The organism is Rhodoferax sp. ZS1R25, from assembly GCF_056521335.1.
The window spans coordinates 1,263,670-1,289,621 of sequence record NZ_JBWMAZ010000001.1 but is presented as its reverse complement, the minus strand read 5'-3'; the positions used below and the strand labels follow the sequence as shown (position 1 = coordinate 1,289,621).

Annotated in this window: 22 protein-coding genes; 9 read left to right on the top strand and 13 right to left on the bottom strand. The window is 62.7% G+C overall.

What is annotated here, in order from left to right:
* Positions 1-6: 6 nt before the first annotated feature.
* From AC097R_RS06165 to AC097R_RS06155, 3 genes are all read right to left on the bottom strand, one after another.
* The gene (locus AC097R_RS06165) at positions 7-792 is read right to left on the bottom strand and encodes an ATP-binding cassette domain-containing protein (RefSeq protein ID WP_479596718.1); all 786 of its coding nucleotides are present in this window, start codon (positions 790-792) and stop codon (positions 7-9) included.
* Between the two features lie 17 nt (positions 793-809).
* Positions 810-1,952 carry an ABC transporter permease gene (locus AC097R_RS06160; protein ID WP_479596717.1) on the bottom strand — a complete coding sequence of 381 codons (1,143 nt, stop codon included), beginning with the start codon at positions 1,950-1,952 and terminating at the stop codon, positions 810-812.
* Positions 1,953-2,039: 87 nt separating this feature from the next.
* On the bottom strand, positions 2,040-3,077 hold the full coding sequence (locus tag AC097R_RS06155; protein WP_479596716.1) for a sugar ABC transporter substrate-binding protein: 1,038 nt from the start codon (positions 3,075-3,077) through the stop codon (positions 2,040-2,042).
* A 208-nt stretch (positions 3,078-3,285) separates the two neighbouring features.
* On the opposite strand from AC097R_RS06155, the gene AC097R_RS06150 reads away from it, so the two are divergent.
* From AC097R_RS06150 to AC097R_RS06135, 4 genes are read left to right on the top strand one after another with little or no spacing between them, the layout of a single operon-like run.
* Positions 3,286-4,167, top strand: coding sequence for a MurR/RpiR family transcriptional regulator (locus tag AC097R_RS06150; protein ID WP_479596715.1), 882 nt, complete (start codon positions 3,286-3,288; stop codon positions 4,165-4,167).
* A 12-nt stretch (positions 4,168-4,179) separates the two neighbouring features.
* A complete protein-coding gene (iolG, locus tag AC097R_RS06145) occupies positions 4,180-5,175 on the top strand; it encodes an inositol 2-dehydrogenase (protein WP_479596713.1) in 996 nt (331 codons plus the stop codon).
* An 8-nt stretch (positions 5,176-5,183) separates the two neighbouring features.
* The gene (locus AC097R_RS06140) at positions 5,184-6,203 is read left to right on the top strand and encodes a Gfo/Idh/MocA family oxidoreductase (RefSeq protein WP_479596712.1); all 1,020 of its coding nucleotides are present in this window, start codon (positions 5,184-5,186) and stop codon (positions 6,201-6,203) included.
* On the top strand, positions 6,204-7,799 hold the full coding sequence (locus AC097R_RS06135; protein WP_479596711.1) for a methyl-accepting chemotaxis protein: 1,596 nt from the start codon (positions 6,204-6,206) through the stop codon (positions 7,797-7,799). It abuts the gene before it with no gap.
* Positions 7,800-7,928: 129 nt separating this feature from the next.
* Here AC097R_RS06135 and AC097R_RS06130 read toward each other — a convergent pair whose 3' ends face one another.
* On the bottom strand, positions 7,929-16,754 hold the full coding sequence (locus AC097R_RS06130) for a GH36-type glycosyl hydrolase domain-containing protein (RefSeq protein ID WP_479596710.1): 8,826 nt from the start codon (positions 16,752-16,754) through the stop codon (positions 7,929-7,931).
* Between the two features lie 179 nt (positions 16,755-16,933).
* Here AC097R_RS06130 and AC097R_RS06125 point away from each other — a divergent pair, with 179 nt between their 5' ends.
* The gene (locus AC097R_RS06125) at positions 16,934-17,512 is read left to right on the top strand and encodes a BON domain-containing protein (protein ID WP_479596709.1); all 579 of its coding nucleotides are present in this window, start codon (positions 16,934-16,936) and stop codon (positions 17,510-17,512) included.
* A gap of 126 nt (positions 17,513-17,638) precedes the next feature.
* On the opposite strand, the gene AC097R_RS06120 is transcribed toward AC097R_RS06125, so the two are convergent.
* Positions 17,639-18,322 carry an OmpA family protein gene (locus AC097R_RS06120; RefSeq protein WP_479596708.1) on the bottom strand — a complete coding sequence of 228 codons (684 nt, stop codon included), beginning with the start codon at positions 18,320-18,322 and terminating at the stop codon, positions 17,639-17,641.
* Between the two features lie 221 nt (positions 18,323-18,543).
* Between AC097R_RS06120 and AC097R_RS06115 the strand changes: the two genes are divergently transcribed.
* Positions 18,544-18,978 carry a hypothetical protein gene (locus AC097R_RS06115; protein ID WP_479596707.1) on the top strand — a complete coding sequence of 145 codons (435 nt, stop codon included), beginning with the start codon at positions 18,544-18,546 and terminating at the stop codon, positions 18,976-18,978.
* 22 nt (positions 18,979-19,000) lie between these two features.
* On the opposite strand, the gene AC097R_RS06110 is transcribed toward AC097R_RS06115, so the two are convergent.
* The 6 genes from AC097R_RS06110 to AC097R_RS06085 form a co-directional block, all read right to left on the bottom strand.
* Positions 19,001-19,297 (bottom strand): hypothetical protein, encoded by a 297-nt coding sequence (locus tag AC097R_RS06110; RefSeq protein ID WP_479596706.1) that lies wholly within the window; start codon positions 19,295-19,297, stop codon positions 19,001-19,003.
* A gap of 65 nt (positions 19,298-19,362) precedes the next feature.
* Positions 19,363-20,049 (bottom strand): diguanylate cyclase domain-containing protein, encoded by a 687-nt coding sequence (locus tag AC097R_RS06105; RefSeq protein ID WP_479596705.1) that lies wholly within the window; start codon positions 20,047-20,049, stop codon positions 19,363-19,365.
* Entirely contained in the window at positions 20,046-20,840 is a 795-nt protein-coding gene (locus AC097R_RS06100) for a Crp/Fnr family transcriptional regulator (protein WP_479596704.1), read from the bottom strand. The genes AC097R_RS06105 and AC097R_RS06100 overlap by 4 nt, the downstream gene beginning before the upstream one ends.
* Positions 20,841-20,990: 150 nt before the next feature.
* Positions 20,991-21,644, bottom strand: a complete 654-nt coding sequence (locus AC097R_RS06095; protein WP_479596703.1) for a Crp/Fnr family transcriptional regulator — start codon at positions 21,642-21,644, stop codon at positions 20,991-20,993.
* A gap of 197 nt (positions 21,645-21,841) precedes the next feature.
* The gene (locus AC097R_RS06090) at positions 21,842-22,543 is read right to left on the bottom strand and encodes a Crp/Fnr family transcriptional regulator (RefSeq protein WP_479596702.1); all 702 of its coding nucleotides are present in this window, start codon (positions 22,541-22,543) and stop codon (positions 21,842-21,844) included.
* Positions 22,544-22,553: 10 nt separating this feature from the next.
* Positions 22,554-22,712, bottom strand: coding sequence for a DUF3309 family protein (locus AC097R_RS06085; protein WP_479596701.1), 159 nt, complete (start codon positions 22,710-22,712; stop codon positions 22,554-22,556).
* Positions 22,713-22,976: 264 nt separating this feature from the next.
* On the opposite strand from AC097R_RS06085, the gene AC097R_RS06080 reads away from it, so the two are divergent.
* Both AC097R_RS06080 and AC097R_RS06075 read left to right on the top strand, forming a co-directional pair.
* Positions 22,977-23,651 carry a PEP-CTERM sorting domain-containing protein gene (locus AC097R_RS06080; RefSeq protein ID WP_479596700.1) on the top strand — a complete coding sequence of 225 codons (675 nt, stop codon included), beginning with the start codon at positions 22,977-22,979 and terminating at the stop codon, positions 23,649-23,651.
* A 137-nt stretch (positions 23,652-23,788) separates the two neighbouring features.
* Positions 23,789-24,097 (top strand): sll1863 family stress response protein, encoded by a 309-nt coding sequence (locus tag AC097R_RS06075; protein WP_479596699.1) that lies wholly within the window; start codon positions 23,789-23,791, stop codon positions 24,095-24,097.
* Between the two features lie 50 nt (positions 24,098-24,147).
* Here the strand turns inward: AC097R_RS06075 and AC097R_RS06070 are convergent, their stop codons facing one another.
* Positions 24,148-24,411, bottom strand: coding sequence for a glycine zipper domain-containing protein (locus AC097R_RS06070; RefSeq protein WP_479596698.1), 264 nt, complete (start codon positions 24,409-24,411; stop codon positions 24,148-24,150).
* Positions 24,412-24,445: 34 nt separating this feature from the next.
* The gene (locus AC097R_RS06065) at positions 24,446-25,099 is read right to left on the bottom strand and encodes a hypothetical protein (protein ID WP_479596697.1); all 654 of its coding nucleotides are present in this window, start codon (positions 25,097-25,099) and stop codon (positions 24,446-24,448) included.
* 220 nt (positions 25,100-25,319) lie between these two features.
* Between AC097R_RS06065 and AC097R_RS06060 the strand changes: the two genes are divergently transcribed.
* Complete coding sequence (locus AC097R_RS06060) at positions 25,320-25,946, top strand: helix-turn-helix transcriptional regulator (protein ID WP_479596696.1); 627 nt, start codon at positions 25,320-25,322, stop codon at positions 25,944-25,946.
* Positions 25,947-25,952 lie beyond the last annotated feature (6 nt).

Sequence of the window (25,952 nt, the reverse complement as noted above, 5' to 3'; positions counted from 1 at the left end):
GTGTCTTTAAATCGTTACGCCTTCAAGGTCGGCCATGAGTTTTTGCATTTCTTCGCCACCGGCCATCATGTCCAGCACTTCGTCTTTGCTCACGTCTTTTTTCAGGTAAGTGCCCAATGACTTGCCACGGTTCAGCAGCGTGAAGCTGTCCGCAATCGGGTAGGCATGGTTCACGTTGTGGGTGATGAAAATGACCGAGATGCCGCGAGCCCGCGCCGTGGCAATGAGTTTGAGCACATTGGCCGATTGCTTGACGCCCAGGGCTGCGGTGGGCTCGTCCAGAATCAGAACCTTGGCGCCAAAGTGGATGGCACGCGCAATCGCCAGACACTGCTTCTCGCCGCCCGACATGGTGCCCACCATCTGGTTGGCGTCGCGGATGCGGATGCCCATGTCGCGCAATTTGTCACCCGCCGTCTGGGCGGCCAGGGCGTGGTCCATGACCGGAATGAAGCCTAAGAGTTGCTTGATGGGTTCGCGCCCCATGAAGAAGTTGCGTGCCACGCTCATCAGGGGCACCAGGGCCAGGTCTTGGTAGACGGTGCCGATACCTGCGTCCAGTGCCTCGCGCGGCGAGGCAAAGCGCACCGGCTTGCCTTCCAGGAGGTATTCGCCCTTGTCGGGCGTATGCACACCGGCCAGAGTCTTGATCAGGGTGGACTTGCCGGCGCCGTTGTCGCCGAGCAGGCAGTGCACCTCACCGCGGCGCAGGCGCAGTGTCACACCGCCCAGGGCAATGACGGAGCCGAAAAATTTGCTGATGTCTTCGAGCTGAAGGATGTAGTCGCTCATGGTCTGTCTCTCGGGGTTTAACGACGGCCTGCTGCGAAGCGGGAACGGATGTAGTTGTTGAACAGCACGGCAATCAGCAGCATCAGGCCCAGGAAGACGCGGTACCAGTTGTTGTCGATGCTGGTGTAGCCAATGCCGATTTGCACCATGCCAAAAATCAGCGCACCAAACGCCGCACCAATCACCGAGCCGTAGCCGCCGGTCAGCAGGCAGCCACCAATGACCGCGGCAATGATGGCCTCAAATTCTTTCTGCAACCCGCGGTCGGCGGCAGCAGAGCCGGCGTCTGCCACTTGCAGCACCGCAAACACGGTGGAGCACACCGCCATGACAATGAACAGGCTTATCTTGACCTTGGCCACCGGAATGCCCACATTCTTTGCGGCATTGGCGTCACCGCCCACCGCCTGGATCCAGTTGCCCATGCGGGTGCGGGCCAGCACAAAGGCGCCTGCCGCCGTGAGCACCAGCCACCAGACCACCGCCTTCGGGATACCGGTTGCCAGGGCAGTGCCATCGTCCCGAGCCGCAATCACGCCCATGCGGGCCAGGCTGTCGAACACACCGGTCAGGGTGTAGCCGTTGAACAAAAAGGAAATGACGGGGTCCTGGGCGAACAGGTCATGCAGCACCAGATCACCATTGCCGCTCAGAATGGTCTTGCCGGTGAAGATGACCGACACGGCCAGCGACAGGCCGCGCAGGATGAAGAAGAAGGCCAGCGTCACGATGAACGATGGCAATCCGGTACGCACCACCAACCATCCGTTGAGCCAACCCAAACCCATGGCCACTACAAACGCAAAAATCACGGACAACCAGATGGGCCAACCCCAGTACAGCGCGGGGATGGCCAGCAGCATGCCGGCAAAGCCGATCATGGAGCCCACCGACAGATCAAACTCACCGGCAATCATCAGCAGTGCAGCGCCCACGGCCAGCACACCCAGGTAGGCTGCCACGGTGCTCCAGTTGATGATTCCTTCCGGATTGAACATGCCGGAGCCGCCGGCACTGAATGCAAACATGGCAAAGACCAGCAAGGTGCCGGCCAGCGCGCCGAATTCCGGGCGCGCCATGAGCTTGCGCAACAGGCTGACCTCACGAACCCGGTCGTCGACGGGGGTTTTGGAGTCAAGGGTGGGGGCGATGGGGGTCATAAGAATCACACTGGAATACAGGGAAAAACAAAACTGTAGGCAACAGACAGGGAGCACGCGCTCCCCGTCCGCCGCGGTTGCAAGTGCTTAGCGGTACTGGCCTGCGTACTTCTCCACCTTGCCGATGTTGTCCTTGGTCACAAAACCGGGACCGGAACCAATGTGGCGAGGGCCGTAGGCCGGTGCCAGGCCGTATTCGGTGAAGCGTGCCGTCGTCTTGGCGTTGCCCTTCACGGCGGCGGACACTGCGGCCAGGTCCGTGCTCTTCATGGACTTCATGGTGGCCAGCACAGCGACAGGGATGTAGCCTTGCAGGTACGGTTGCTGATCAATACCGAACTTGATCGAGCCGTCCTTGATGCCCTTGGAGATTTCGTCGGACAGGTCAAAGGTGGCCATCCACATCTTGCCCTTGATGCCGGCTTTTTCCAGCGCCTTGAGCGTGGGGTGTGCAGAGGTGGGGCCCAGCGTCAGCACGGCACCGGTGCTGGGGTTCTGGCGCAGGTAGGCAGACACCTTGGCTTCAATGCCAGTGGGGTCATCACCCGAATCGATGGTGCTCTTCTTGAAGTCTGCGCCAATGGCCTCGGCAAAACCGCGGCAACGTTCAAACGAAGCGGGGTTGGTAGCGTAGTGGTTCACGCACAGGAAAGACTTCACACCGTCGGCCTTGGCGCGCATGCCAGCGCCCTTGCCGGCCTCAAATTCAGGCTGGCCCACGTGCATCACAGCGCCCAGCTTTTCGCTCTGCTCAATGGTGCCGGAGTTGATGGTGATGACAGGAATCTTCTTGTCAGTCAGTTTTTTGATGGAGCTTTGCAGCACGTTGTAGTCGGCGATCGTCACCACCACACCGTCATAACCCTGGGCTGCAGCCTGTTCGATCAGGCGGGCCATGTCGGCCAGATCGCCGTTGGGCGGGTTGCGGTAATCCACCTGCACCCCGTAGTCTTCTCCAGCCTGTTTGACCGAGTTCTTGATGGTGTTCCACCAGGAGTCGGAGTCAGGTGCGTGGCTGATCAACGCGATTTTGGACTGCGCAGCGGCCAAGCCGCTGACGGCCAGCAGCGCGCTCAGCAGCACGGTTTTTGCAAATGTCTTGCGGGACAACTTCAGGTTCTTCATACGGTCTCCAATTTTTTAATGTCACTGGGGTGAGGTGAAAACTTCACTGCAAAGCAGCGGACGCTGGGCTTGCCGGCATCTGCGAAGAAGTTTATCTATTTCGACTCAAAATAGAAATATATTTCTAATAGGTAAAAACCCTAGAACAAATTTTCGTTCTACAACACAGCCCTGACGGATAATTTGTTCTAAAAATAACCTGCACCGCATGAGCACACCCACCCCACCCCAAGCCCCCGCGAGCGAAGAAGCCCTGATTGCTGCCATGGCCCGCGAGTACCCCGGCCTGAGCCGGCAACTCAAGCAAATCGGCACCTATGTGGAACAACACCGCGGCCAGTTGGGCATCCAGTCCATCCAGCAGGTGGCAGAGCTCTGCGAAGTCCAGCCCTCCGCCGTGGTGCGGTTCGCCAAGCATTTCGGCTTCAGCGGTTTCACCGAAATGCAAAAGCTGTTTCGGGACGGTCTGGCCAAGCAGATTTCCCCCAGTCGGGACTACCAGTCGCGCATCCGCGGAGCTATCGAGTCCGGCGCCAAGGACCTGAGCAGCTCAGACATCGTGCATGCGGTCATTGGCGGCGGCATCGCCGGCATGGAAGAGCTGCAACGCAGCCTGCAGGAACCGGCGTTTGAAGCCGCGGTGGATTTGCTGTTCCGTGCCGACACGGTGTGGCTGATGGCTTCGCGCCGCTCGTTTGCCATTTCCACCTACCTGACCTACGCGTTGCAGCACACCGAAAAGCGCGTGCAGCAGATCACCGCCATGGGCAATATGCAAGACGGCCAGCTGCGAGGGCTGCGCCCCGGCGACGTGATGGTGGCCATTTCATTCGCCCCCTACGCGCCAGAGACTGAAAGCATCGTCTCTGAAGCCCATGCGCGTGGCGCACGCGTCATTTGCATCACCGACAGCAGCCTCAGCCCCATGGCGCGCTACGCCCACACCTCGATTCTGGTGAACGAAACCAGCGTTTTCGGCTTTCGCGCACTGACCAACACCATGGCCGTGGTGCAAAGCCTCTTCATGGCCCTGGCCTACCGGCTGGAGCTGCAGTACCAACCCACACGTCCCCGCCCTTCTCACTCCTGAACTGAAGTCACCATGAAAAAAGTAGCCCTCTTTGGTGCTGGCCGCATTGGCCGCATCCACGCCGCCAACCTCGCCGCCATGCCCGGTATCGAACTCACCGCAGTGAGCGACCCTATGGCCGCCAATGCCGCCGCGCTGGCACAGGAGCACGGCGCCCGCGTGGACAGCGTGGAAGCCATCTTTGCCGACACGTCCATTGACGCCGTCGTCATCGGCAGCCCCACCACCACCCACAGCGACCTGATCACCCGCGCCGCGCAAGCCGGCAAGCACATCTTTTGCGAGAAACCCGTGGACCTGTCCGCAGAACGCGCCAAGGCCTGCGCCGCGGTCGTGGCCCAGGCCGGTGTGGCCTGCATGATCGGCTTCCAGCGCCGTTTCGACCCGACCTTCAACGAAGCCAAGACGCGCCTGGACCGCGGTGACATTGGCAACCCCGAGATGCTGGTCATCACCAGCCGCGACCCTGGCGCGCCACCCGTTGAATACATCCAGCAGTCCGGCGGCATCTTCCGCGACATGCTGATCCACGACTTTGACGTGTTCCGATGGATTCTGTGTGGCGATGGCGACCGCGCCGCCTGGCTCAGCGCCACCGGCTCCTGCCTGACCGACCCCGCCATCGGCAAGGCCGGTGACTTTGACTGCACCGCCGTCACCATCAAGACCGTGAAGGGCCGCCTGTGCCAGATCAACACCACGCGCCGCGCCGCCTACGGCTACGACCAGCGCTTTGAAGTGATCGGCTCCGCGGGCATGCTGCAGTGTGGCAACCACCGCCCCAGCGAAGTGACCCAGGCCATGGCCCAGGGCACCCAGCAGGACAACCCCGAGGCCTTCTTCCTGCAGCGCTACGCCGCCGCCTACCGCCTGGAGATTGAGCACTTCTTCACGCAGCTGCAAAACGGCGGCAGCTTCCGCACCACGGTGCAGGACGGCGTGAATGCGCAAATCCTGGCCGACGCTGCAGCGCAGAGTGCTGCCAGCAACCAGATCATCACGTTCTGAGGCGCGCCATGACCACTTCTTTGAGAATCGGCATCGTCGGCCTGGGCCGCCTGGGCCAGCGCCATGCGCAAGCTCTGGCGTTCAGCACCCGCAACTGCACCCTCACCGCCGCTTGCAGCCCGGTGGAATCCGAGCGCGTTTATGCGAGCGAGCAGCTCGGCATTGCGCAACTCTACTCCCGCTATGAAGACCTGCTGGCTAACCCCAACATCGATGCGGTGGTGCTGGTCACCCCCACCTCCCTGCACGCCGACCAGGCGATTGCGGCTTTGCAGGCGGGCAAGCATGTGTTCGTGGAAAAACCCCTGGCCCTGAACGTGCCCGATTGCGAACGGGTATTGGCAGAAGCGGCCAAGCACCCCGAGCTGGTGGCCATGGTGGGCTTTGTGCGCCGCTTTGACCCCAGCTACCGTGCGGCGCAGGCCAGCATTGAGGCAGGTGAAATCGGCCGCCCCTTCATCGTCCGCTCGCAGACCTGCGACCAGAACGACCCCGATGGGTTCTTTGTGCGCTTTGCGCCCACCTCGGGCGGCATCTTCATGGACTGCAGCGTGCACGACATCGACCTGGCGCGCTGGATGCTGGGCCGCCCCAAGGCGCTGCGCGCTTACGCCACTGGCACCATCGCCCTGCACCCCGGCCTGGCCGAGTTTGGTGATGTGGACAACGGCCTGGCCATCGTGGACTTTGAAGGCGGCGCCAAGGCCGTCTTCTACGCCTCGCGCACCATGGCCCACGGGCACGAGACCCACACCGAAATCATTGGCACCGCTGGCAAGCTGCTGGTGGGCGAGCATGCGGCCCGTGACCGCGTGGTACGCAGCGATGCCCAGGGTGTGCGCCATGCCGTGCTCAAGGACTTCTACGAGCGCTTTGAAGCCGCGTTTGCGGCCGAGATGAGCGACTTTGTGGCCGCCTGCCTAGGTGAGCGCGCCCTCACGCTGACCCTGGACGATGCAATGGAAGCTACGCGCATTGGTTTGGCCATTTCTCGCTCACTCGCCAGCGGCATGCCGGAGATTGTCTGAATGCACGTACCACACCCATCTCGCCTGTCACACCAATTGGCTCTGGCGTTTGGTGTGGTTCTGGCACTCTTGCTAGCGTTGCTGATAACCGCACTGGCCACACAGCACGCCGTGGTGGCACGCATACAGCAAACGGTGGACAGCGACGGCGTTAAAGCCGAGCGGGTCGTCGACGTTGTACAGCATGCATACGCCAGCGCCCTGTCCATGCGCAACCTGAGTGTGATCAACAACCCCAGTGAGTTGGGCGATGAATACACACGACTGCTGACGCATATCAAGGCTTACGACGATGCTATGGCGGGCTTTACGCGCTTGTTGGAAACTGCTGGCAGTTCTGATGAAGAGCAAACCCAGTTGGGCAAGGTCCGCGAAACAGCTTCTGCCGCCCGCGAAATCATGGCGCTTGCCACCGCAAGCGCCCAGGGTACTGCGCCCGATGACTTCGCAATCGGCATCCGCACGGAACTGCGACGTGACTTGGCCCGCTGGAATGACGCTTTGGCCCAATGGATAGGTAGCATTAATGCCCTACGCCAGATTGAAGTCGAACGGACCCATGGCAGCATCTTCGCCATTAACGATGAGGTTTCGACATCACGGATTGCGTTAGTTTTCATGGCAACAGCAGCGCTGATCATCGGGGCATTCGCTGCGTGGTCAGTCACGCGAGCCATCAGCAAACCCATCTCTTCCGCCGTCGTGTCCGCCAAACGCATGGCAACAGGTGATTTATCGGAATCCATTGATGTCGTTGGGCGCGGCGAGGTCACGCAACTGCAGTACGCATTGAAAGACATGCAAGCCAGTCTGACGAATGTGGTGTCCAAGGTTCGCATGGGTTCCGAGGGCGTTGCCACTGCGAGCACTGAGATTGCGCAGGGCAATAGAGAGCTCAGCAATCGTACGGAACAGCAGGCCAGCGCCCTGGAAGAAACCACGGCCTCCATGGAAGACCTCAACACCCGCGTCCAACAAAACGCTGACAGTGCGCACCAAGCCAATCAACTGGCGATTAGCGCATCGGCAGTGGCCACAAAAGGTGGAGATGCTGTGGGCCGCGTGGTAGACACGATGCGAGGTATCAATGCGGCCTCACGGAAAATATTCGACATCATCAGCGTTATTGATGGCATCGCTTTTCAAACGAATATATTGGCACTCAATGCGGCAGTAGAAGCCGCGCGCGCAGGAGAACAGGGACGCGGTTTTGCAGTTGTGGCTTCAGAAGTGCGTAACCTGGCAGGCCGTGCAGCGGATGCTGCCAAGGAAATCAAGAACTTGATTAACGCCAGCGTTGAACGCGTCGAACAAGGGAGCACATTGGTCGATCAAGCAGGAGAAACCATGGCGGAGGTTGTTAAATCGATTCAACGCGTCACAGAAATCATGCAAAAAATCAGTGCCGCCAGCAATGAGCAGGCCCTAGGCGTTTCACAAATTGGTGAATCCATCAAACAGATGGACCATGTCACCCAACAAAATGCGGCTCTGGTAGAAGAGATCGCTGCATCTGCAACGGGCTTGAAGCATCTCGCTGACGAGCAGGTAAGGTCTGTATCAGTGTTCCAGCTTCCGCTTGGTATACCTGCCTAAGACGCAATACCAGACTGGGCCAGCCCAGTGGCATGCCAGAGATCATTTAGCCCTCTAGCCCCCGTGGAATATGCGCGAACAGCTACAAAATAAGTAGCACGCTCGCGCCCGTCCACGCGGACGCAGGCCCTACACGACCACGAAGGTCACCCGCACTTCCACCGTGTGGCTCTCCAAATCGTCGGCCAGCAGCACCTCAGGGGCCGCCTGCTCGCTGCCATCCAGCCACACGCGCACGCCGGGCTGTGCACCCTCGACTTTGTTGACCGCGATGGCGTAGGTGGTGCTTTGGTAGCGGTAGCGCAGCGTGAAGCCCGGCCAGTCTGCGGGCAGGCAGGGCGCAAAGTGCAAGACCCCGGCCTCCAGCCGCACCCCCAGCAGCGACTCCAGCACCAGGCGGTACATCCAGCTGGCCGAGCCGGTGTACCAGGTCCAGCCGCCGCGGCCGCGGTGCGGGTCCACCGCATACACGTCGGCCGCCACCACATAAGGCTCTACCTTGTACTTGGCAATGCTGGCGGGCGTGTTGCCGTGGTGCACCGGGTTGATCAGGTCAAAGCACTCCCAGGCGCGGCGTGCATCACCCGCCGCGGCAAACGCCATGGCGGTCCAGATGGCCGCGTGGGTGTACTGCCCACCGTTCTCCCGCACGCCGGGCACATAGCCTTTGATATAGCCCGGGTTCAGGTCCGAGGTGTCAAACGGCGGCGTGAGCAGTTGGATCAGCGCATCGTCGCGGCGGATCAGGTGCTGGTCCAGCGCATCCATGGCCAGGCGCGTGCGCGCCGGGTCACCCGCCCCTGACAACACCGACCAGCTCTGGGCCACCGCGTCAATCTGGCATTCGGTGTTCTGGGCAGAGCCCAGCGGCGTGCCATCGTCAAAGTAGGCGCGCCGGTACCAGCCGCCATCCCAGCCATGCTGGTCGATGGCGTGGCGCAGCTTATCGGCTTCGGCCAGGCACTCTTGGGCAAAGGCCTGGTCGCCCTGCGCACCTGCCAGGCTGCTGAAGCGCACCAGCGTGTCGTACTGGAAGAAGGCCAGCCACACGCTCTCGCCCTTGCCCTGTTGCCCCACCATGTTCATGCCGTCGTTCCAGTCCCCCGTGCCCATGAGGGGCAAGCCCCGCTCACCGCGCGTTAGCCCCCTGCGGATGGCACGCACGCAATGTTCGTACAGCGTGCCCACCGTGGTCGATGGGGTTGGCAGGTCGTAGTACGACTCGTCCTCGGGGTTCACCGGGCGACCTTCCAGGAAGGGAATGCGCTCCTCCAGCACCTGGCGCTCGCCGGTGGCCAGCACGTAGCGGCACACCGCCTGCGCCAGCCACAAGAAGTCGTCCGAGCAATGGGTGCGCACGCCGCGCCCCTGGGGCGGGTGCCACCAGTGCTGCACATCGCCATCCACAAACTGGTGTGCCGCACAGCGCAAGACGTGTTCACGCAGCAGCTGCGGCTGCGTATGCACCAGCGCCATGCAGTCTTGCAGCTGGTCGCGAAAACCAAAGGCGCCGCCCGACTGGTAGTAGCCGCTGCGTGCCCACAGGCGGCAGGCCATGGTCTGGTAGACCAGCCAGCCATTGGCCAGCACGTTCAGGGCGGGGTCGGGCGTTTGCACCTGCACCGCGCCCAGCGTATGCGCCCAGTAGGTGTGCACGGCCTGCAAGGCCCGCTGCACCGCCTGGGGTTCGCGCAAATGCTGGGCCATCGCCGTGGCATCGTCCAGGCCCCGGCGTCCGGTGGCGCCCAGGCGAAAGACAATCTCGCGCTCCTGCCCATCCACCAGCTCAAACGGCACTTGCAGCGCCGCACAGGGGTCCAGCCCGGCACCCACCCGGTTGGACAGCTGGGTGCGGCCCATGGCGGCCGGGTTCTTGAGCGTGCGGTTGCGGCCCAAAAATTCCCGGCGGTCCGCCGTGTAGCTGACGTTGGCACTGCGCGTGGCACCGTTGGCATCGAAGAAGGCCACGCGGTCGCCAAAGTCGGGGTTGTAGGGGTTGCGCGCCAGAATGGCGCCGGAGTTGGGGTCTACCTCGGTGCTGATGTACATGGCCGCCTTGGACCGCAGGTCGCCCATCACCCACTCCACATAGCCGGTGGCCGAGAGCCTGCGTGCGCGGCCCGACTGGTTGCGCACCTTCAGCACCGAGAACTTGATGGCCGCCTCCAGGTCCACAAACACCGTCAGCTCGCTGCGGATGCCGTCTTCCTCATGCTCAAACACGCTGTAGCCAAAGCCATGGCGCGTGACATACGGCGTGGGGCCGCCGCAAGGCAGCTGCGTGGGCGACCAGAAGGCCCCGGTTTCCTCATCGCGCAGGTACATGGCCTCGCCACTGCTGTCGCCCACGGCGTCGTTCGCCCAGGGGGTGAAACGGAACTCGTGCGCGTTCTCGCTCCAGGTGTAGGCCGAGCCGCTCTCCGAGATCACGGTGCCAAAGCGGGCATTGGCAATCACGTTCACCCACGGTGCCGGTGTAGCCTCCCCGCGGCGGGAGGTGATGACGTACTCGCGCCCATCGGGCGAGAAGCCGCCCAGGCCATTGAAGAACTGCAGCTCGGCCGACGTGGTGCTCGGCAGCGCCACGGCATCGGCACGGCGGACCACCCGGTTGGCGGGCAGGCGCGGCAACGGTGCCTCGCGCTGCTCCTTGGCGTTGCGCCGGTTCACCTGGTCGGCCAGTGTGCCCCGAGTGTCGGTGATGACCACGCGCGCCACGGTCTGGAACAGGGTGCGGTCCTCGCTGGAGATCTGCTCCGCCGCGCGCACAAAAATGCCGCCGGGCCGGTCGGTGAAGTTGGCCTCCATGCCCGCGGCGATCAGGCCCATGATCTGCTCCTGCAGCAGCTGGCGGTAGCCGGCGTGGTCCTCGTTCCAGATGACCAGGTCCACAGCCAGCCCCTTGAGGCGCCAGTAGGCATGGGCCTGCACCAGCTGGCGCACCAGCTCGATGTTGGCCTGGCTACCAATCTGCAGCAACACGATGGGCAGGTCGCCCGAAATGCCGTACCCCCACAGGCCGGATTGCCCACGGCGGTTGCGCGCCTGCACGGACACCTCGGCGCGTTGGGTGGGGTTCACATAGATCACCGAACTGGCCAGACGCGCATACAGCTGCGCATCCGATTCCGAGGCATTGATCTGCTGCAGGTTGACCCAGCTGTGGGTCCAGGCCAGGTCAAACACGCGGTCGGCCAGATGCCGGTCACGGTACTTGCCCACCAGGGCCTGCACCGCATCGCGCGTGCTGCCTACGCCGTACACCATGTCGATGGTGACGGTCTGCTGCGGCTCCAGCATCACCTGCTTGCGAATGGCCACGATCGGGTCCAGCACCGCACCCTCGCTGTTGGACAGCGCGGCCGTACTCTCCATGGCCAGAGGCGCATCCACGCCACGCGTGCGCCCCACGAAGCGCATGCGGTCCGTCTCGTACGACGCCGCACCGGACTCCGCACCGTGCACGGCCATCAGGTGGAACATCCATGGGGTCTGCTCCGTGTGGGAGCGGGGGCGGCGGTTGCACAGAATCGCCTGGCGGTCCGGCAGGATCTCTGTTTGCACAAACAGGTTGCTGAAAGCCGGATGCGCCGCGTCTGCCGCCGCCGAGCCGAGCACCACTTCGGCGTAGCTGGTGACTTCAATGAACCGACGGGTGCGCGAGCGGTTGGTGATGCGCAGGCGCCGCAGCTCCATGTCATCTTCGGGCGACACCGCGATTTCGGTGTGCGTTTCAAAGTCGTGGTCGCGGCGGCGGAACTCGGCCCGCCCTTCGGAAAAAATGGCTTCGTAGTTGTCGGCTTTTCCCAGCGTGGGCTGGTGGGCGGTGGACCAGAATTCGCCGGTCCCCATATCACGCAGGTAGCAGAAGTTACCCCAGTGGTCGGTGGTGCCGTCCTCGCGCCAGCGTGTCACGGCCAGGTCTTTCCATCGGCTGTAGCCGCCGCCCGCCTGGCTGACCATCACGTGGTAGCGCCCGTTGGACAACAGCTGTACCTCGGGAATGGCGGTATCGATGTTGCGCAGCACACGCATGGGCATCTCGGGGCCAGTGGAGGGCATGCGCACATCGGCAATTTCCGGGTTGCGCACATGGAAAGCCACAGCGCCCGGCGCGCGCTCCTGCAGCAGCAGGTCGGTGGCGCGGAACATCGGGTCGGACTGGAAGCGCTGCTGCATCGGTTGGTCCAGCAGCACATAGGCCATGGCCAGGAACCCCATGCCTTGGTGGTGCACCATAAAGGAACGTACCACCGCGCTGGCTTGGCCGCGCGGCAAACGTGCGGCGGTAAAGTCCACCGCCTCGTACAGACCGTAGTCGCCCTTGAACCCCATGGCCGTGAGGCGCTCCAGGTTCTGGCAAGCTGCCTGCGGGTTCACCATCAGTGCCATGGCAGATGCATACGGTGCGATGACCAGGTCTTCGGCCAGCCCCCGCTTGAGACCCAGCCCTGGCACGCCAAAGGCGCGGTACTGGTAGTTCAGCGCCGCGTCCACGGCGTTGTAACCCGACTCGGATATGCCCCACGGCACACCGCGAGTGCTGGCGTAGGCCATTTGCCGCTTCACCACCGCCAGACAGGTCTGGTCCAGCAAGGTGTTGGCGTAGGTGGGCATCACCAGCATGGGCATCAGGTACTCAAACATCGAGCCACTCCACGACAGCAGGATGGGCTCGCCCCCTGAAACCGTCAGCAGGCGCCCGAGCGCAAACCAGTTGTCCTGCGGAATATCGCCCTGGGCAATGGCCAGGAAGCTGCACAGGCGCGCTTCTGAGGCCAATAGGTCGTAATGCGCGGCATCGCGCCGGTGTTCGTCCACGTTGTAGCCAATGGTGAGCAAGTGCCGGCCCGTGTCGTACAACAAGGCGTAGTTGGCACGCGCCAGGGTGGTGGCCTGCGCCGACAGCGCCTCCAGGCTGGCGATGCGCTCCTGCGCACGCTGGCTGGCCAGCGCCACCTGGGGCAACAGGTCGGCCAGCAGCGCGTCCTGCGGCTGTGATGGCGTGGCACCGGTCAGCGGGTCACGCTGTTGGTCCAAGGCGTGGTTCAGGCTGTCCTGCAGGGCGGCTAGCTCGCGCAGCGTAGCCATGCCCCCCAGGCCGGGCAAGGCTTGAAGCCACGCGGGTAGCGCGGGCAATGTCTTCCACGGCACCAGAAAATCCAGCTCGGCCACATGGGCCTCGCACTCACCCTGCAAACTGACCGACCATGCGGCCAGGTCTGTGCTCACCAGCCCTGCAGCGGGCTGGCCCAGTGCCTGGTTCAGCGCCACACAGGAGGCAGCAATAGTTTGCAGGCAGCGCTTGGCTGCCACGGTCGTGGCGGGCTTGGCGTCGCAGGCCGACTCAATGTCGCTCTGCACCTGGGCCACTGCACGGCTCAGTTCGAAATGCACATCTGTGCTCATGGCCTCACGCAGGTTGGCCAATGTGTGCCCCATCCCTTCGAACAGACGTGGGTTCAGGATGGGGTGATCGGCCAAGCCGTTGAGACCGGCCCGCAGGGTTAGCAAATGCCCCGAAAGGTTGCCGCTGTCCACCGACGAGATATAGCGCGGCGCCAGCGGGCTCAGCGTCAGGGTGTCGTACCAGTTGTAGAAGTGGCCTTCATACCGTTCCATGGTTTGCATGGTCCGCAGGGCATCCGCCGTGCGCGTGAGCAGCCCGCCGGTGGGGATGTAGCCGAAGTCATACGCCGCCAGATTGGCCAGCAGAGCCAAGCCCATGTTGGTGGGCGAGGTGCGGTGCGCCACCACGGCCACCGGGTGCTCCTGAAAGTTGTCCGGTGGCAGCCAGTTTTCTTCGGCGTTCACAAAGGTGTGGAAGTAGCGCCAGGTTTTGCGCGCCAGCGTGTGCAGGAACTGCGCCTGCTCGGGCTTGAAGCGCGCGGACCGCTCTGGCAGCGGCCGACTGAGCCACCAGGCCAGGGCGGGAGAAATAAACCACAGCGCCAGCACCGGCGCAGCCACCCACAGGGCCGTGGCCCGGGTGCTCACCAGCAGCGCTGCCATGCACAGGGCGAGCACGGGCCCGGCCCACATGGTGGCCCAGGTCTGCACCAGGTCGCGCACGCCACCGGGCGCCCACGTGCGTGCCGGGCTGCGCGGCTGCAGGCTGGCCGGTGTGCTCGCGGAGCTCCACTCCAGCAGCTTGCGGCGCGTGATCAGCATGCGTGCTGCGGTGCGAACGATGGCGTCCAGGCTAAAGTAGGCTTCGTACGGCAGGCTGGCCAGCGTGAAAGCGGCTTGGGCCAGCCTGCGCAGCGCGGCTTGCAGCACCGCGGTGGCGTGCTGCCCCAGGGACAGGCCCTTGGGCTTGCGTACCAGGCCCACCACGGTGCTCAGCGCGGGCTCAAAAAACAGAATGCCCAGGAGCGCGGCCGTCCAGGGCCCAAACGCGACGATGTGGGTCCAGCCCAGCGCCAGCAGGCCCACGACGCTCACGGGCACCAGGCTGCGGCGCAGGTTGTCCATGATCTTCCATTGCGACAGCCGCGACAGTGGGTTGCGCACCCGCTGCGCACCCGCCCCCGGCACCTTGGGCAGCAGCCAAGCCGCTATTTGCCAGTCACCGCGCGTCCAGCGGTGGCGGCGCTGCATGTCCGCGTCATAGCGCGTGGGGTAGTCGTCGTAGAGCTGCACATCGCTGATCAAGCCCGCACGGGCGTAGCAGCCTTCCAGCAGGTCGTGGCTAAGGATGCGGTTCTCGGGGAAGCGGCCATTGAGCGCACGCTCAAAAGCATCCACGTCGTAAATGCCCTTGCCGATGAACGAGCCCTCATGGAACAGGTCCTGGTACACGTCGGACACCGCGCGGGTGTAGGGGTCCATGCCGGGGTCGTTGCCGCACAGCTGGGCGTAGCGCGAGCGGTTGGTGCCCGGCAAGCTCACCGCCATGCGGGGCTGCAGAATGCCGTAGCCCTCGGTCACGCGCTGCAGGGCCGCGTCAAAATGCGGTCGGTTCAGCGGGTGGGCCAAGGTGCCGGCAAAGGCGCGCGCCGCATCGCGCGGCAATTGCGTGTCGGTGTCCAGGGTGATCACATATTGCACCTGCTGCAGCACGGTGACGTCCCCCACGGTGTGGGAAAACGCCTGGGTCGCGCCACCGCGCAGCAAGGCATTGAGGGCGGCCAGCTTGCCGCGCTTGCGTTCGTAGCCCATCCAGAGGCGCTCTTGCGCATTCCAGCAGCGGGGCCGGTGAAACAGAAAGAAGGTGTCGTTGCCCGGCCGCGGGTATTTGGCATTGAGCGCCGTGATGCCCTGCACCGCCTGGGCTTCCAGCGCCGCATCGCAGGGCAGAGACTCCTGTGCGGCGTCCAGCAAATCGGTCAGCAAACCGAAATGCAGGTAGGTGTCCTGGTTGGCCAGGTAGCGCACCTCCAGGTCCTGCAGCAGCGCGTCAATGCTCTCGCGGCTGTTCAGCATGGTGGGCACCACCACCAGCGTGCGCGACGTGGGCGCAATGCCTTTGGAGAAATCCATACGCGACAAGGTGCGCGGCACCGTGACAAGTGTGGCCAGCCAGTTCACCAGCGTGACGGCCAGCTGGCTGGTGGCCAGCAAGGCGGCAACGCCCACCAATGCCAGCATGGCAAAGCCCAAGCCCTGCCCGTAGGCGCGTGCCAGCAGGCTCCAGGTGAACCAGGCCGTCAGCACGGCAATGCCCCCCAGATAGGCGGGCACCGGAAACCGGCGTACCAGCCGCATCAGGCTCTCGCCCAAGCCCAGTGGTGCCTGTGATGCGCGCTCCAGCTGGGCCAGCCCCTTGTCTACCAAAAAGTACCCCACGTGGCTGCGGCGCACATCGCCCGAGGCATGGGAGGTGATGGGTTGGTGGGCCAACTGGATGGCTTTGCGCGCCACATCGGTTTCTGACAAATGGGTGCGGCGGGCGATCTTTTCCACTGCGTGGCGGTAGCGGTCGCGCGTGTGAAAGTCCATCTGGGCATAGACCCCACCGGGGTCTTCGCGCAGCTTGTGGTCCACCATGCTCATGGACTCGACAAATTCGCGCCAGTCCATGGCCCCTAAAAACCGCAGGCTGCCAATGGTGTTGCTCATGCAGACCTGGTTGATGGCCTGGTTCTGGGTTTCGGCGTGCACCATCTGCTCGGTGGTCTGGCCTGACTCGTACAGGCGCTGCTCTATCCAGGTGAGTGGCAGGGCCAACGCCGAGCTGTGCCCCTGCAAGCGACGCGCCAGCTCGGCCACAAAGGCATTCACCAGCGGGGGGTTGGAGCGCGCCATGTCGGCAATCACCAGGATCAGGCTGGTGGGGTCGCGCTCGGCCACCTCCATCATCTGGTCGGCCCAGGTGGCCGCCAGGTTGCGCTCCACCATGGACTGGGCCACCCGCGCGCTGATGCGGCGCAGGTTCTCAATCAAGGCCAGGCGCAGCATGATGGGAATGGCCCACAGCTCCCCCAGCTTGAGTACCGAGCTCTTTTGGTAGGCGGCCACAAAGCGGTTCAGGTTCTCGGGGTCCACACGCCCGTCGCCGTGCGAGATCACCTCCAGCGCAATGTCGTACACGCGTGGCAAGCCCTTGGAGGGCCCACTGGCCAGCAGCGGCAGGCCGCGGCTGTAGCCCTTGGGAAAATGCCCGCGCGCGGTCAGCATCTGCTCTTCGATGAGGTAGAAGTTGTCCAGCAGCCACTCCCCCGCCGGGGTGATGCGTCGGCCGGTCTTGACGGCCTCCATCAGCAGGTCGCACGCATCGTGCAGCACGTCGTCGTTGTCGGCAAGTCGGTCCAGCAATTGCTCGCGTCCGCGGCCGCGCTGCAGCGTGTGGCTGGCGGCCAGGGTCTTGCCGTGGCGCTCCATTTGTTCGGCGTTGAACAGCTCGGCGCGCAGCGGAGCCCCGGTGGTCAGTGCGGGACTGCTGCCAACCAGGGTGCGCATGCGCGCAATACCGCGCAGAACGCTGGCATGCAACTCGGGGTAACTTGCTTTCAAAGGTCAGGCCTCTCACGGGTGGACAGCCGGTAGACCTGCGTGGGGATCACGACAAGACCCGTCTCAGTCTTCAGGACAGCGTAGGCAAGCCCTGCCCCGGGGTCTGTGCGTACACGCACAGACCCCGCCCAACCCAGCGCAGACGATGCCTGCATCGCCCACTTCATCAGGAGATTCGTATGTCTGTTCGCCCCTCTTCCCTCACCCTGCTCGCCTTGGCCGTTGGCCTGGCGTTCTCTGCCGTTGGGTGCTCGCCCAAGCCCGATGCCCCGGCAGTCACCGCCGCGCCCGACACCACGGTGGGCATGGAAATTGACGACACCGTGGTCACCACCCGGGTCAAGTCCGCGCTCATCGAGCACGACGAAACCAAGGGCTTTGACATCAAGGTGGAAACGCGCAAGGGCCTGGTGCAGCTCAGTGGCTTTGTCGACAACCGCAGCCAGGCCGACCGCGCTATCGGCATTGCGCGCGGGGTGGAAGGTGTCAAAGGCATCACCGATGCGATGACGATCAAGGAAGGCCAGGTCACCATCGGCAACGCAGTGGACGACACGGTGGTCACCACCCGGGTGAAGGCCGCCCTGATCGCGGACCCGACCATCAAGAGCTTCGAAATTGCCGTGGTGACCCGCAAGGGCGAAGTGCAACTCAGCGGCTTTGTCGCCACCCAGGTGCAGATTGACCACGCCGTAGATGTCGCCCGCGGGGTCGAAGGCGTGCAGACCGTGGTGAACAAGATCGCCATCCAGAAGTAAGTAAACCCTGAACCTCGCCTTCGGGCGGAGTTCAGGGTCAAATCAGGCTCTAGCCCCCATAGAACATGCGCGAGCAGCTATCAAATCAATAGCTGCCCGCGCATTGTTTTGGGCGGGGTACGCCGCTTACTTGGCCGGCGTGACGGTCTTGGTGCCGGACATTTCCACTTCGACGCGGCGGTCAGGCTGCAGGCAGGCGATCAGCTTGGCGCTCTTGCGGCCCTTGCAAGACGCGGTCTCGGGGGTGGGTTGGGTTTCGCCCAAGCCCTGGGCCTCAATCACATTGGCGCCCACGTTCTGGCCCACCAGGTAGTCACGCACGGTCTGGGCGCGCTGCACCGACAACTTCTGGTTGTAGGCACTGCTGCCCAGGCGGTCGGTGTGGCCAGTCACTGTCACCTTCTCGTAGGTGGCGCCCTGCAGCTCATGCACCAGATCGTCCAGCACGGCTTTGCCTTCGGGCTGCAGCCTGGCCTTGTCGAAACCAAACAGGGCGTCACCGGAGTAGCGCAGTTTTTGCGTGACCGGTGCCACGGGCACCGGGACGGGCGTTGGCGTGGGCGCGACGGCGACCGGTTCTGGTGTGGGCGCAGGTGCGACGACGACCGCCTTGATCACCGGGTCGCAGGGCTCCATGGCCAGCGCCGGTGTCCAACTGCTGGTACGCCAGCATTCGCCCGAAGCGTTCTTGTAAAACTCGCCGCTGCTGTTGCGCCAATAGCCGTTCACAGGTTCCGCAGCAAAGACATGGACAGGCGCCAGGACCATGGCGGCCGTTGCGACGGCCAGAAGGGTTGAGATTTTTTGCATGGAGCATCCTTGGTTAACGTAGAAATGGGAGAACACACCACTCGCAATGCAAACACTGCTGGGGGTAGCGGGAGACTATTGCGCCCACCGCCCTGCGTCTGTGCGATGGCATACCGAATGGACTATGTCCTGTATGCGCTAGCGCACGGACGGTAGAGAACACCGGGCCCAAGCTGTGCACTCCACTCCGTGAATGCACCTGAAGAAAGGAGCCCCCCCCCATGCAACCCCAAACCGCTGAACGCTCTGCCCGACCCATTGCCACGGTGGCGCGCCCCAAGTCGCTGTTTGAGAGCCGATTGACCGATGCCTATCGCCAGCAGTGGGCATCCGACGAGGCCGCCGTGCTGGACCTGGCCCACGTAGCCGTGGGGTTTTTGCGCCAAGCCGAGGCCGCCCTGGCACCCATCATTGGACACAAGAGCGTGGGTGCGCTGTACCAGCGCAGCCTGTACCTCACCCGTTCCGAGCATCCGTGGCTGGCCGTGGCTTATGGCGAGATGCCGGTAGATCCGTTTGTGGTGTTGCAAAAGGCGGTGTCACGCCAGACCCTGAGCAATGCCCAAGCCGCCGTGCACGCCTTGCTGCACACGTTTCGCTCCCTCTTGAGCAGCCTGATCGGCCCGTCGCTCACCGCACAACTGCTACAGGCCTGAGGCCTACCCCGCGCCAGCCGCGTCAGTGCATGGCGTTGCGGTCAAACAGCAGGGCATTGATGCGGTCAATCTCGCGGCGCAGCACACGGGCCGCGGCCTGCGATTCATAGGCTGCCTTGCGCAGGTCCGCAGACTGCGCATGGCGCTCCGCCATTTGCGCTTCCATCTGGGCTTGTTCGGCCAGATCCTGCGCGCGGGCATAGTCTCTGGCCGTCAGCGCCTTCAATGCACAAGAGAGTTTGTCTTTGGCCACATCCAAACGACTGTCCTCCCCAGCATGTCCGGTGGTCTGGATATCGGAGTGGGTTGCAGTGTTCATACCCTCTAAGGTAGCCCCGGCCACCGCCCCCGTATGTATGCTAGCGAACCCTCGATAACTTATTTTTAAGGCCCCGTGCCTCCCACTCCGGTGGCGTGAAAGGCGTAGCGTCCACCGCCCTCGCGCTTGGAACAGTACATGGCCGCATCGGCCAGGCTGATCAGCGTGGCCGCATCTTCACCATCGCTGGGGAACATCGCAATGCCCAGGCTCACCGACAGTTGCAGGGTGTGCCCCTCGATCACGGCGGGGGCCGCAATGTCGAGCAGGATTTTCTCGGCAATCACCGTGGTGTCGCCGGGCTTGGAGACCTCGGGCAGCAGCACCAGGAACTCGTCCCCCCCGTGCCGCCCCACGGCATCCGAATCGCGCACAGACGCTTCCAGGCGGCGTGCCACCAGTTGCAGCACGGCGTCGCCCACCGCATGGCCCAGCGTGTCATTGATGGTCTTGAAGTGGTCCACATCGAGAAAAAACACCGCCGCCAGCGTGCCACGGCGCTGGGCCATGCTGATGGCGCTTTGCAGGCGGTCCAGCATCAGGGTCCGGTTGGGGGTGTCGGTCAGCCCATCGCGCTGGCTCAGGCGGGTCAGTCGCTCCAGGTCTGCATTGGCCACATCCATGGCGGCCTGCGCCGCCAGCGCGGCTTGCACCAGGTGGGCGTTGGCCTCCACGATCTGCAAGACAAGCTCTGGCAGCGGGTTGGCTGCGGAGGACGGGGGCGTGTCGGGTGGATCTGCAGCGGTGCTCATAGATGCACAGGTGGAGGCGGTCTCAAGGCATCGGGGTCATCGCTTTTCAGGTGTCCCAGCACATGAAAGGGGTCGCCATGGGGAATCTCGGCCAGCAGCCGGTCGAACTCCAGTTTGACAACGGCATAGCACTCGCACACGCGGCGCTCCAGGCCCGGGCGGTCCAGCACATCAATGTGGCCCCGGGTGTAGCGGATCAGGCCTGCCCGCTGCAGCTTGCCCGCGGCCTCGGTGACGCCCTCGCGGCGCACGCCCAGCATGTTGGCAATCAGGTCTTGCGTCATGGTCAGCGAGTTGGTGGGCAGGCGGTCCAGGCTCAGCAACAACCAACGGCACAGCTGCTGCTCGATCGAGTGGTGGCGGTTGCACACCGCGGTCTGGGTCATCTGGGTGATCAGTGCCTGGGTGTAGCGCAGCAGCAGGCGCAGCACGGGCCCGGCGCGGTTGAACTCCGTCTTGATGATGTGGGATTTGAGGCGAAAACCGAAGCCCGCGCTTTGCACCACCGCGCGGCTGGGCGTGGTCTCGCCCCCCATGAACAGTGAAATGCCCAAAATGCCCTCATTGCCTACTACTGCGATTTCGGCAGAGGCACCGTCCTCCAGCACGTAGAGCAGCGACACGATGGCATTGGTGGGGAAATACACGTGGTTGAGCAGGCAACCGGATTCGTAGAGCACGTCGCCCAGGGGCAGCGACACCAACTCCAGGTGGGGGGACAACCGCTCGAACTCCGCTTTGGGCAAGGCGGCGAGCAGGTGGTTTTGAAAGGGTCTGGGTTGCGTGGGCATAGGCTGCTGTGAGGCCTTGTCTGCCTGCGGGATGCAGTCCAGTGGGGGGCGGTTACTCGTTGCAGCTTACGCTTTTTACAAGTTAGTTATGTACGTTTGCGTACATAGCCCCCCCCCCATTGCATCAAAAAAACGTCTTAGTAAATGCGTTTACTGCTCGTGGCGGTGGCGTTTTTCCATGCCATAGCAAAGGCAAGCCCCCGCTTCCAGCCCTGGACCGTCCACTATTTCGATGTGCCCGCGGCTGTAATCGATCAGCTGGCGTTCTTTGAGCGCCTGCGCTGCCCCGGTAACACCGGCACGGCGAACCCCCAGCAAATAGCCCAAAAACTCTTGGGTCAGCTGCAAGTGGTCGGATGACAGGCGGTCACGCGTCATCAGCAGCCAGCGGGCCAGACGCTCTTCGATGCGGTGAAAACGGTTGCAGGCGGCCGTTTGGGCAATTTGCAGGGTCAGCGTGTTCACATAGCCCAGCACCGCCTGGCGCAACAGGGCGTTTTGCTGAAACTCCCAGACAAACACCGCGGTCGGCATGCGCAAAGCGCTACCAGAGACCTGCACCAGCGCCCGCATGGAAGATGTAGTGACGCCCAGCACAGCGGAGACCCCCACCAGGCCTTCGCTACCGACCAACCCCACCGCCAGCGCACTGTGCTTGTCCGCGAGCGTAAGGAGGCTGATCAGCGCATCACTGGCGAAGTACACATGGAGAATGGGCTCACCAGCCTGGTGCAGCACCTGGCCCACAACCAGCTCCACCGGCTCCAGCTCCAGCACAAGGCGCTGGTAATCTGATCGTGCCATGGCGGCAAGCAGCCGGTTGGGAATGGGCAATTGACTGGGCAGCATCAGGCACTCTCTGGTAGTTATCTCGTGCCACCAAAAGCAGCGCACGGTATCCGGAGAGGCCAACACAGGGTCAGAGCTACGTCACACGTGAAGGCTATCGCAGAACAACGCCGCGCACGCCATATGTCCAACAACGTACATAGCCACCACCTTCACACTCTGCTGCCGTGGCGCCCCTTGACCATTTCATAGCAAGAGCAGGCCACGTTCTCCAGTCCATGGCCATTGATGATCTCCAGATGACCTCGGCTGTAGTCGATCAAATGCTGCTGCCTGAGCGCATGGGCCGCATTGGTCACCCCCACACGGCGCACCCCCAGCATGTTGCTGAGGAAGTCTTGCGTCAGGAAGAAATGGTCGGCGCCCACGCGGTCACGCGTCATCAGCAGCCAGCGCGCCAGGCGTGCCTCGATCACGTGGAAGCGGTTGCAGGCGGCCGTCTGCGCAATCTGCGCCATCAGGCCGTGGGTGTACAGCAGCACCTCGCGCTGCAGCGACAGGCCCTGGCGGAACCCGCGCAAGAAAGGCGCGGCCTTCATGCGCATGGCCGAGCCCGTTCCCTGCACCAGGGCACGCACGGGCGACACCCCCACCCCCAATGCCAAAGCGGTCCCCAACATGCCCTCGGGCCCGACCATGCCCACCTCCAGTGCGGAATGGGCATCCACCAGGGTCAGCAGCGACACCAGTGAATCGTTGGGAAAGTACACATGGGCAATGGGTGCGTCGACTTCGTACAGCACCTGACCGAATTGCAACGGTACGGTTTCAAGATGGGGCTCCAGACGTTGGTATTCAGCACGGGTCAACGCGGCCAACAGGCGATTGGCAATGGGGGTGTGGGTAGTGGGCAAAGCATTGGCTTTACAGCCGCCCAGTGAGCAGCAGCACGATGAGCACCACCACGACCAGGCCCAGGCCACCACTGGGTCCGTAGCCCCAGCCCTTGCTGTGGGGCCACGTAGGAATGGCACCTACCAGCAACAAAGCCAAGATCACCAGCAAGATAGTTCCGAGACTCATGGGGTACTCCTTTGTGAGGTACCAGCCCCTGCAACAACGACTTCTTGCAGGCCTGGTGGTGGCGATCTTGCAGACTGCAAGGGGGCGTGTCGGTGCGGCACGGCACATAGCTTGGGCGCGCGCGATTGGCCTGGTTTTAATCATTCGGATGCAATGTGGCTCACCGTACATATGTCGTTGATCGGCACCTTTAGCCTTCGCTCGGATCACTGATTCCTCAGGCGTCAGTGGTCCACACGAAACTCAACCCATCAAGGAGCCCTTATGACATTGACAGTGAAAAAAAGCATGATCGCCCTGGCCGTGTTGGCCGCATTCGGCAGTGCACATGCCACCAACCTGGTCATCAACAGCCCGACGGCTAGCGTGGACTACTCGGCCACGTCGTTTGGTGGAACACTGCTGGCCCAGATCACCACCAATATCAGCAACACCAGCTACAACGGGATTGCCCGTACCGCGGTATATGACACAGGCACTGGCCTGGATTTCTACTACCAGTTCACCAACAATGCCAGTTCCAAAAATGGCATTGAGCGCTTCACGGGTTATGACTTCAGCAGCCTGGGTGCTTCTGCCGTGAGCGTGTACCAGACGGACGCGGCCTTTGGCCTGTTTGTGACCGGTACTGAAAAATCCGACTATGCAGACCGCACCGCTTCGGGCGTTATCGGCTTCAACTTTGTGCCTAACGGATTGTCAAAGATTGAGCCAGGTACCACCAGCTTCACGCAAATCATCCGCACCAATGCGCGCAACTACCAACCCGGCAACTTCGGTCTGCTCGATGGCATTGGCGACAACGCAGTGGGCTTTGCCGCAGCGGTGCCAGAACCTGAGACCTACGCCATGCTGTTGGCCGGCCTGGGCTTGATGGGAACGATTGCACGCCGCCGCAACAAGGGCAAGGCAGCGCCCGAAGCAGACACCGCCGCTTGAACCCATAGGCGATGTGAAGCCCTGGTCTCGTGAGGGGGACCGGGGCTTTTTGCTATGTGTCGCAGCGTACATACGTGCGCGCTCGCACCAATCACCATGACGGGGCCCATACCAATTCCATCTGAGGGAGTCCCGACATGCCGCTGCCAATGACCCGTGACAAGTACACCAAGCGAATGAAGGCGCAGCTCTATGACCTCAACCTCACCATTGCGTCGCTGGAGAGGCGAGCCTTGGAAAGACCGGCCCTGACAACCGCAGGGGAGATGCGTGACTCGCACTACCAGGATCTGGTGGAGCTGCGCCACCAGTCACGCATTGCCATCGCCAAGTTGTACGAGGCGAAGTCTGCGAACGAAGACTCGTGGGAAAAAATGGTGACAGAGATGGACCGGCTGCGCGATGCCTTTGTCCGATCCTTTAACTACTTCAAGACACAGTTTTAAAGCAAAACCCCCATTGCGCCTTGGGCGCACTGGGGGGTGGCAGTGTGGTTTTACCGGCGATGCAGCGCCAGGCCCAACAACACGCCCGTGGCCAGCGCCACTGCAACGGCCGCCAGCGGATTCTCTTGCACCGCGTCACGGCACTGCGAGGTCACGCGGGACTGGGTTTCCTGCAGCTTGTGGCCCGCCTGGTCCAGCTTTTCTGCGGTCTGGCTGGCAACACCAGCCAGCTTGTCGAACGCGCCTTGGACGCCAGCTTCCACTTTGGCGACGCCATTGGCAACGGTGTTTTCGGGGCTATTCAAATCGGTCATGGTTATTACTTTCATAAAAGGGTGAGGAAAAGGTTTAGTTCTGGCCAAACTTGGTTTTGGCGTCCTTGATGCAATTGGCCTTCACGTCCGCGGCAAAGGCATCGCATTTCTCTTTGGCCAGCACATAGGCAGCCTCCTGTTTGTCCACGGCTGCGCTCTTCTGGGCATCCGCGTTCTTGTCATTGGCGACCGCCTTGGCATCGTCAATTTTTTTGCGCGCGTCGGCATTGTTTTCTGACTTGGTTTCGCTCAGCTTGGCCTCGGCAACAGCAGCCACATGGTGGCTTTTGGCCTCCTTGCGGCAAACGTCTTTTGCATTGCCCGTGGCGTCATCGCATTTTTCCTTGGCCACGGAGAAGGCTGCGTCGGCCTTGGCGATGCGGACGTCATAGCTGTGCTTTTCCGATGGGCTGTAGTTGCTCTCCAGTTCGGCCTTGGCTATGTCTTCACGGCCTTTGGCTTCTTCAATGCAAATGTCCTTGGCGTTGCCCTTGCTGGCACCACACGCGGTCTTGTCTGCTTTGTACTGGGCGGAAATCGCCTCTTTGGCGGTCTTGTATTCCACCTTGGACATGGGCGCTGCGAACACGCTGGCGCTGATCGCCAGCAGGAGCACGGCAGGCAGGGTGGTGGTCAGGGTGTGCATGGGCTTTCTCTCGCGGTGGTCAGTCATGGTTTTCTGGGTCATGTAGATTCCTTTCGGGGAATGAAGAAGGTTGTGGGAACACACGGTGTGTGCGGCTCTGGGCTCCACGTTAAAAGAAGCCATCCCCAGGGTCTGTGCGTCAACTCACATACTTCCAAAGCCGATACAAAACACGACGGACTGCCAGCGTGCGGCAGCGTACATACCGGGGATGGGGGCGCCACCTATGCTGGATGCATCCCTCTCTTGGAAAGCAATGCACATGCTGACGTCCGCTGCACTGCAACCCGACCGTCCCTCTGCGGATCACACGGTGCTGGACCGCATCCGAAAGCCTATTTTTCTCATCGACATGAACCGGGCCATCCGGTCCTGCAACCAGTCGGGGCGAAGCATGCTTGCCGAAGACTCGGCACCGCTGCACACGGTAGGAGGGCGTTTGCATGGACGTGTTGACGCGCTGGAAAATGCCATCACGCTGCAAATCGCTGCGCTGGACCGGTGGATCAGCCTCCATGTGCCAGACCAGTTCTTTCCGGTGGAACCGGCCATGCGGTCGCACTGGGTGGCCGTCAGCGTGTCTTGCCTGTGTGCGCCTACCGGCACGCAAGGGACCGACCAGGAACGGCACGTGATGCTGGTGGTCCATCCCGTGGTCAGTATTCGCCCCGTGGAGCCGGCGCTGTTACAGGCGGCACTGACCCTGACGCGCCAGGAAGCCCAGGTCGCCGCGCTGATTTACGCCGGCCACACCCTGCGCGAGACAGCGTTGAAAATCGGCATTGGCCAATCGACGGCCAAGACCCATCTGCAAAACGTCTTCAGCAAAAACAAAATCAGCAAGCAGACCGAACTGGTTCACCTGGTGGCCAGCCTGTCTTCGGTCTGAAGCGGC

Bases quoted from the DNA above. Each gene is read 5' to 3' on its own strand.
- AC097R_RS06165 (WP_479596718.1), bottom strand. From the start codon at position 792: ATGAGCGACTACATCCTTCAGCTCGAAGACATCAGCAAATTTTTCGGC.
- AC097R_RS06160 (WP_479596717.1), bottom strand. From the start codon at position 1,952: ATGACCCCCATCGCCCCCACCCTTGACTCCAAAACCCCCGTCGACGAC.
- AC097R_RS06155 (WP_479596716.1), bottom strand. From the start codon at position 3,077: ATGAAGAACCTGAAGTTGTCCCGCAAGACATTTGCAAAAACCGTGCTG.
- AC097R_RS06150 (WP_479596715.1), top strand. From the start codon at position 3,286: ATGAGCACACCCACCCCACCCCAAGCCCCCGCGAGCGAAGAAGCCCTG.
- iolG (WP_479596713.1), top strand. From the start codon at position 4,180: ATGAAAAAAGTAGCCCTCTTTGGTGCTGGCCGCATTGGCCGCATCCAC.
- AC097R_RS06140 (WP_479596712.1), top strand. From the start codon at position 5,184: ATGACCACTTCTTTGAGAATCGGCATCGTCGGCCTGGGCCGCCTGGGC.
- AC097R_RS06135 (WP_479596711.1), top strand. From the start codon at position 6,204: ATGCACGTACCACACCCATCTCGCCTGTCACACCAATTGGCTCTGGCG.
- AC097R_RS06125 (WP_479596709.1), top strand. From the start codon at position 16,934: ATGTCTGTTCGCCCCTCTTCCCTCACCCTGCTCGCCTTGGCCGTTGGC.
- AC097R_RS06120 (WP_479596708.1), bottom strand. From the start codon at position 18,322: ATGCAAAAAATCTCAACCCTTCTGGCCGTCGCAACGGCCGCCATGGTC.
- AC097R_RS06115 (WP_479596707.1), top strand. From the start codon at position 18,544: ATGCAACCCCAAACCGCTGAACGCTCTGCCCGACCCATTGCCACGGTG.
- AC097R_RS06110 (WP_479596706.1), bottom strand. From the start codon at position 19,297: ATGAACACTGCAACCCACTCCGATATCCAGACCACCGGACATGCTGGG.
- AC097R_RS06105 (WP_479596705.1), bottom strand. From the start codon at position 20,049: ATGAGCACCGCTGCAGATCCACCCGACACGCCCCCGTCCTCCGCAGCC.
- AC097R_RS06100 (WP_479596704.1), bottom strand. From the start codon at position 20,840: ATGCCCACGCAACCCAGACCCTTTCAAAACCACCTGCTCGCCGCCTTG.
- AC097R_RS06095 (WP_479596703.1), bottom strand. From the start codon at position 21,644: ATGGCACGATCAGATTACCAGCGCCTTGTGCTGGAGCTGGAGCCGGTG.
- AC097R_RS06085 (WP_479596701.1), bottom strand. From the start codon at position 22,712: ATGAGTCTCGGAACTATCTTGCTGGTGATCTTGGCTTTGTTGCTGGTA.
- AC097R_RS06080 (WP_479596700.1), top strand. From the start codon at position 22,977: ATGACATTGACAGTGAAAAAAAGCATGATCGCCCTGGCCGTGTTGGCC.
- AC097R_RS06075 (WP_479596699.1), top strand. From the start codon at position 23,789: ATGCCGCTGCCAATGACCCGTGACAAGTACACCAAGCGAATGAAGGCG.
- AC097R_RS06070 (WP_479596698.1), bottom strand. From the start codon at position 24,411: ATGACCGATTTGAATAGCCCCGAAAACACCGTTGCCAATGGCGTCGCC.
- AC097R_RS06065 (WP_479596697.1), bottom strand. From the start codon at position 25,099: ATGACCCAGAAAACCATGACTGACCACCGCGAGAGAAAGCCCATGCAC.
- AC097R_RS06060 (WP_479596696.1), top strand. From the start codon at position 25,320: ATGCTGACGTCCGCTGCACTGCAACCCGACCGTCCCTCTGCGGATCAC.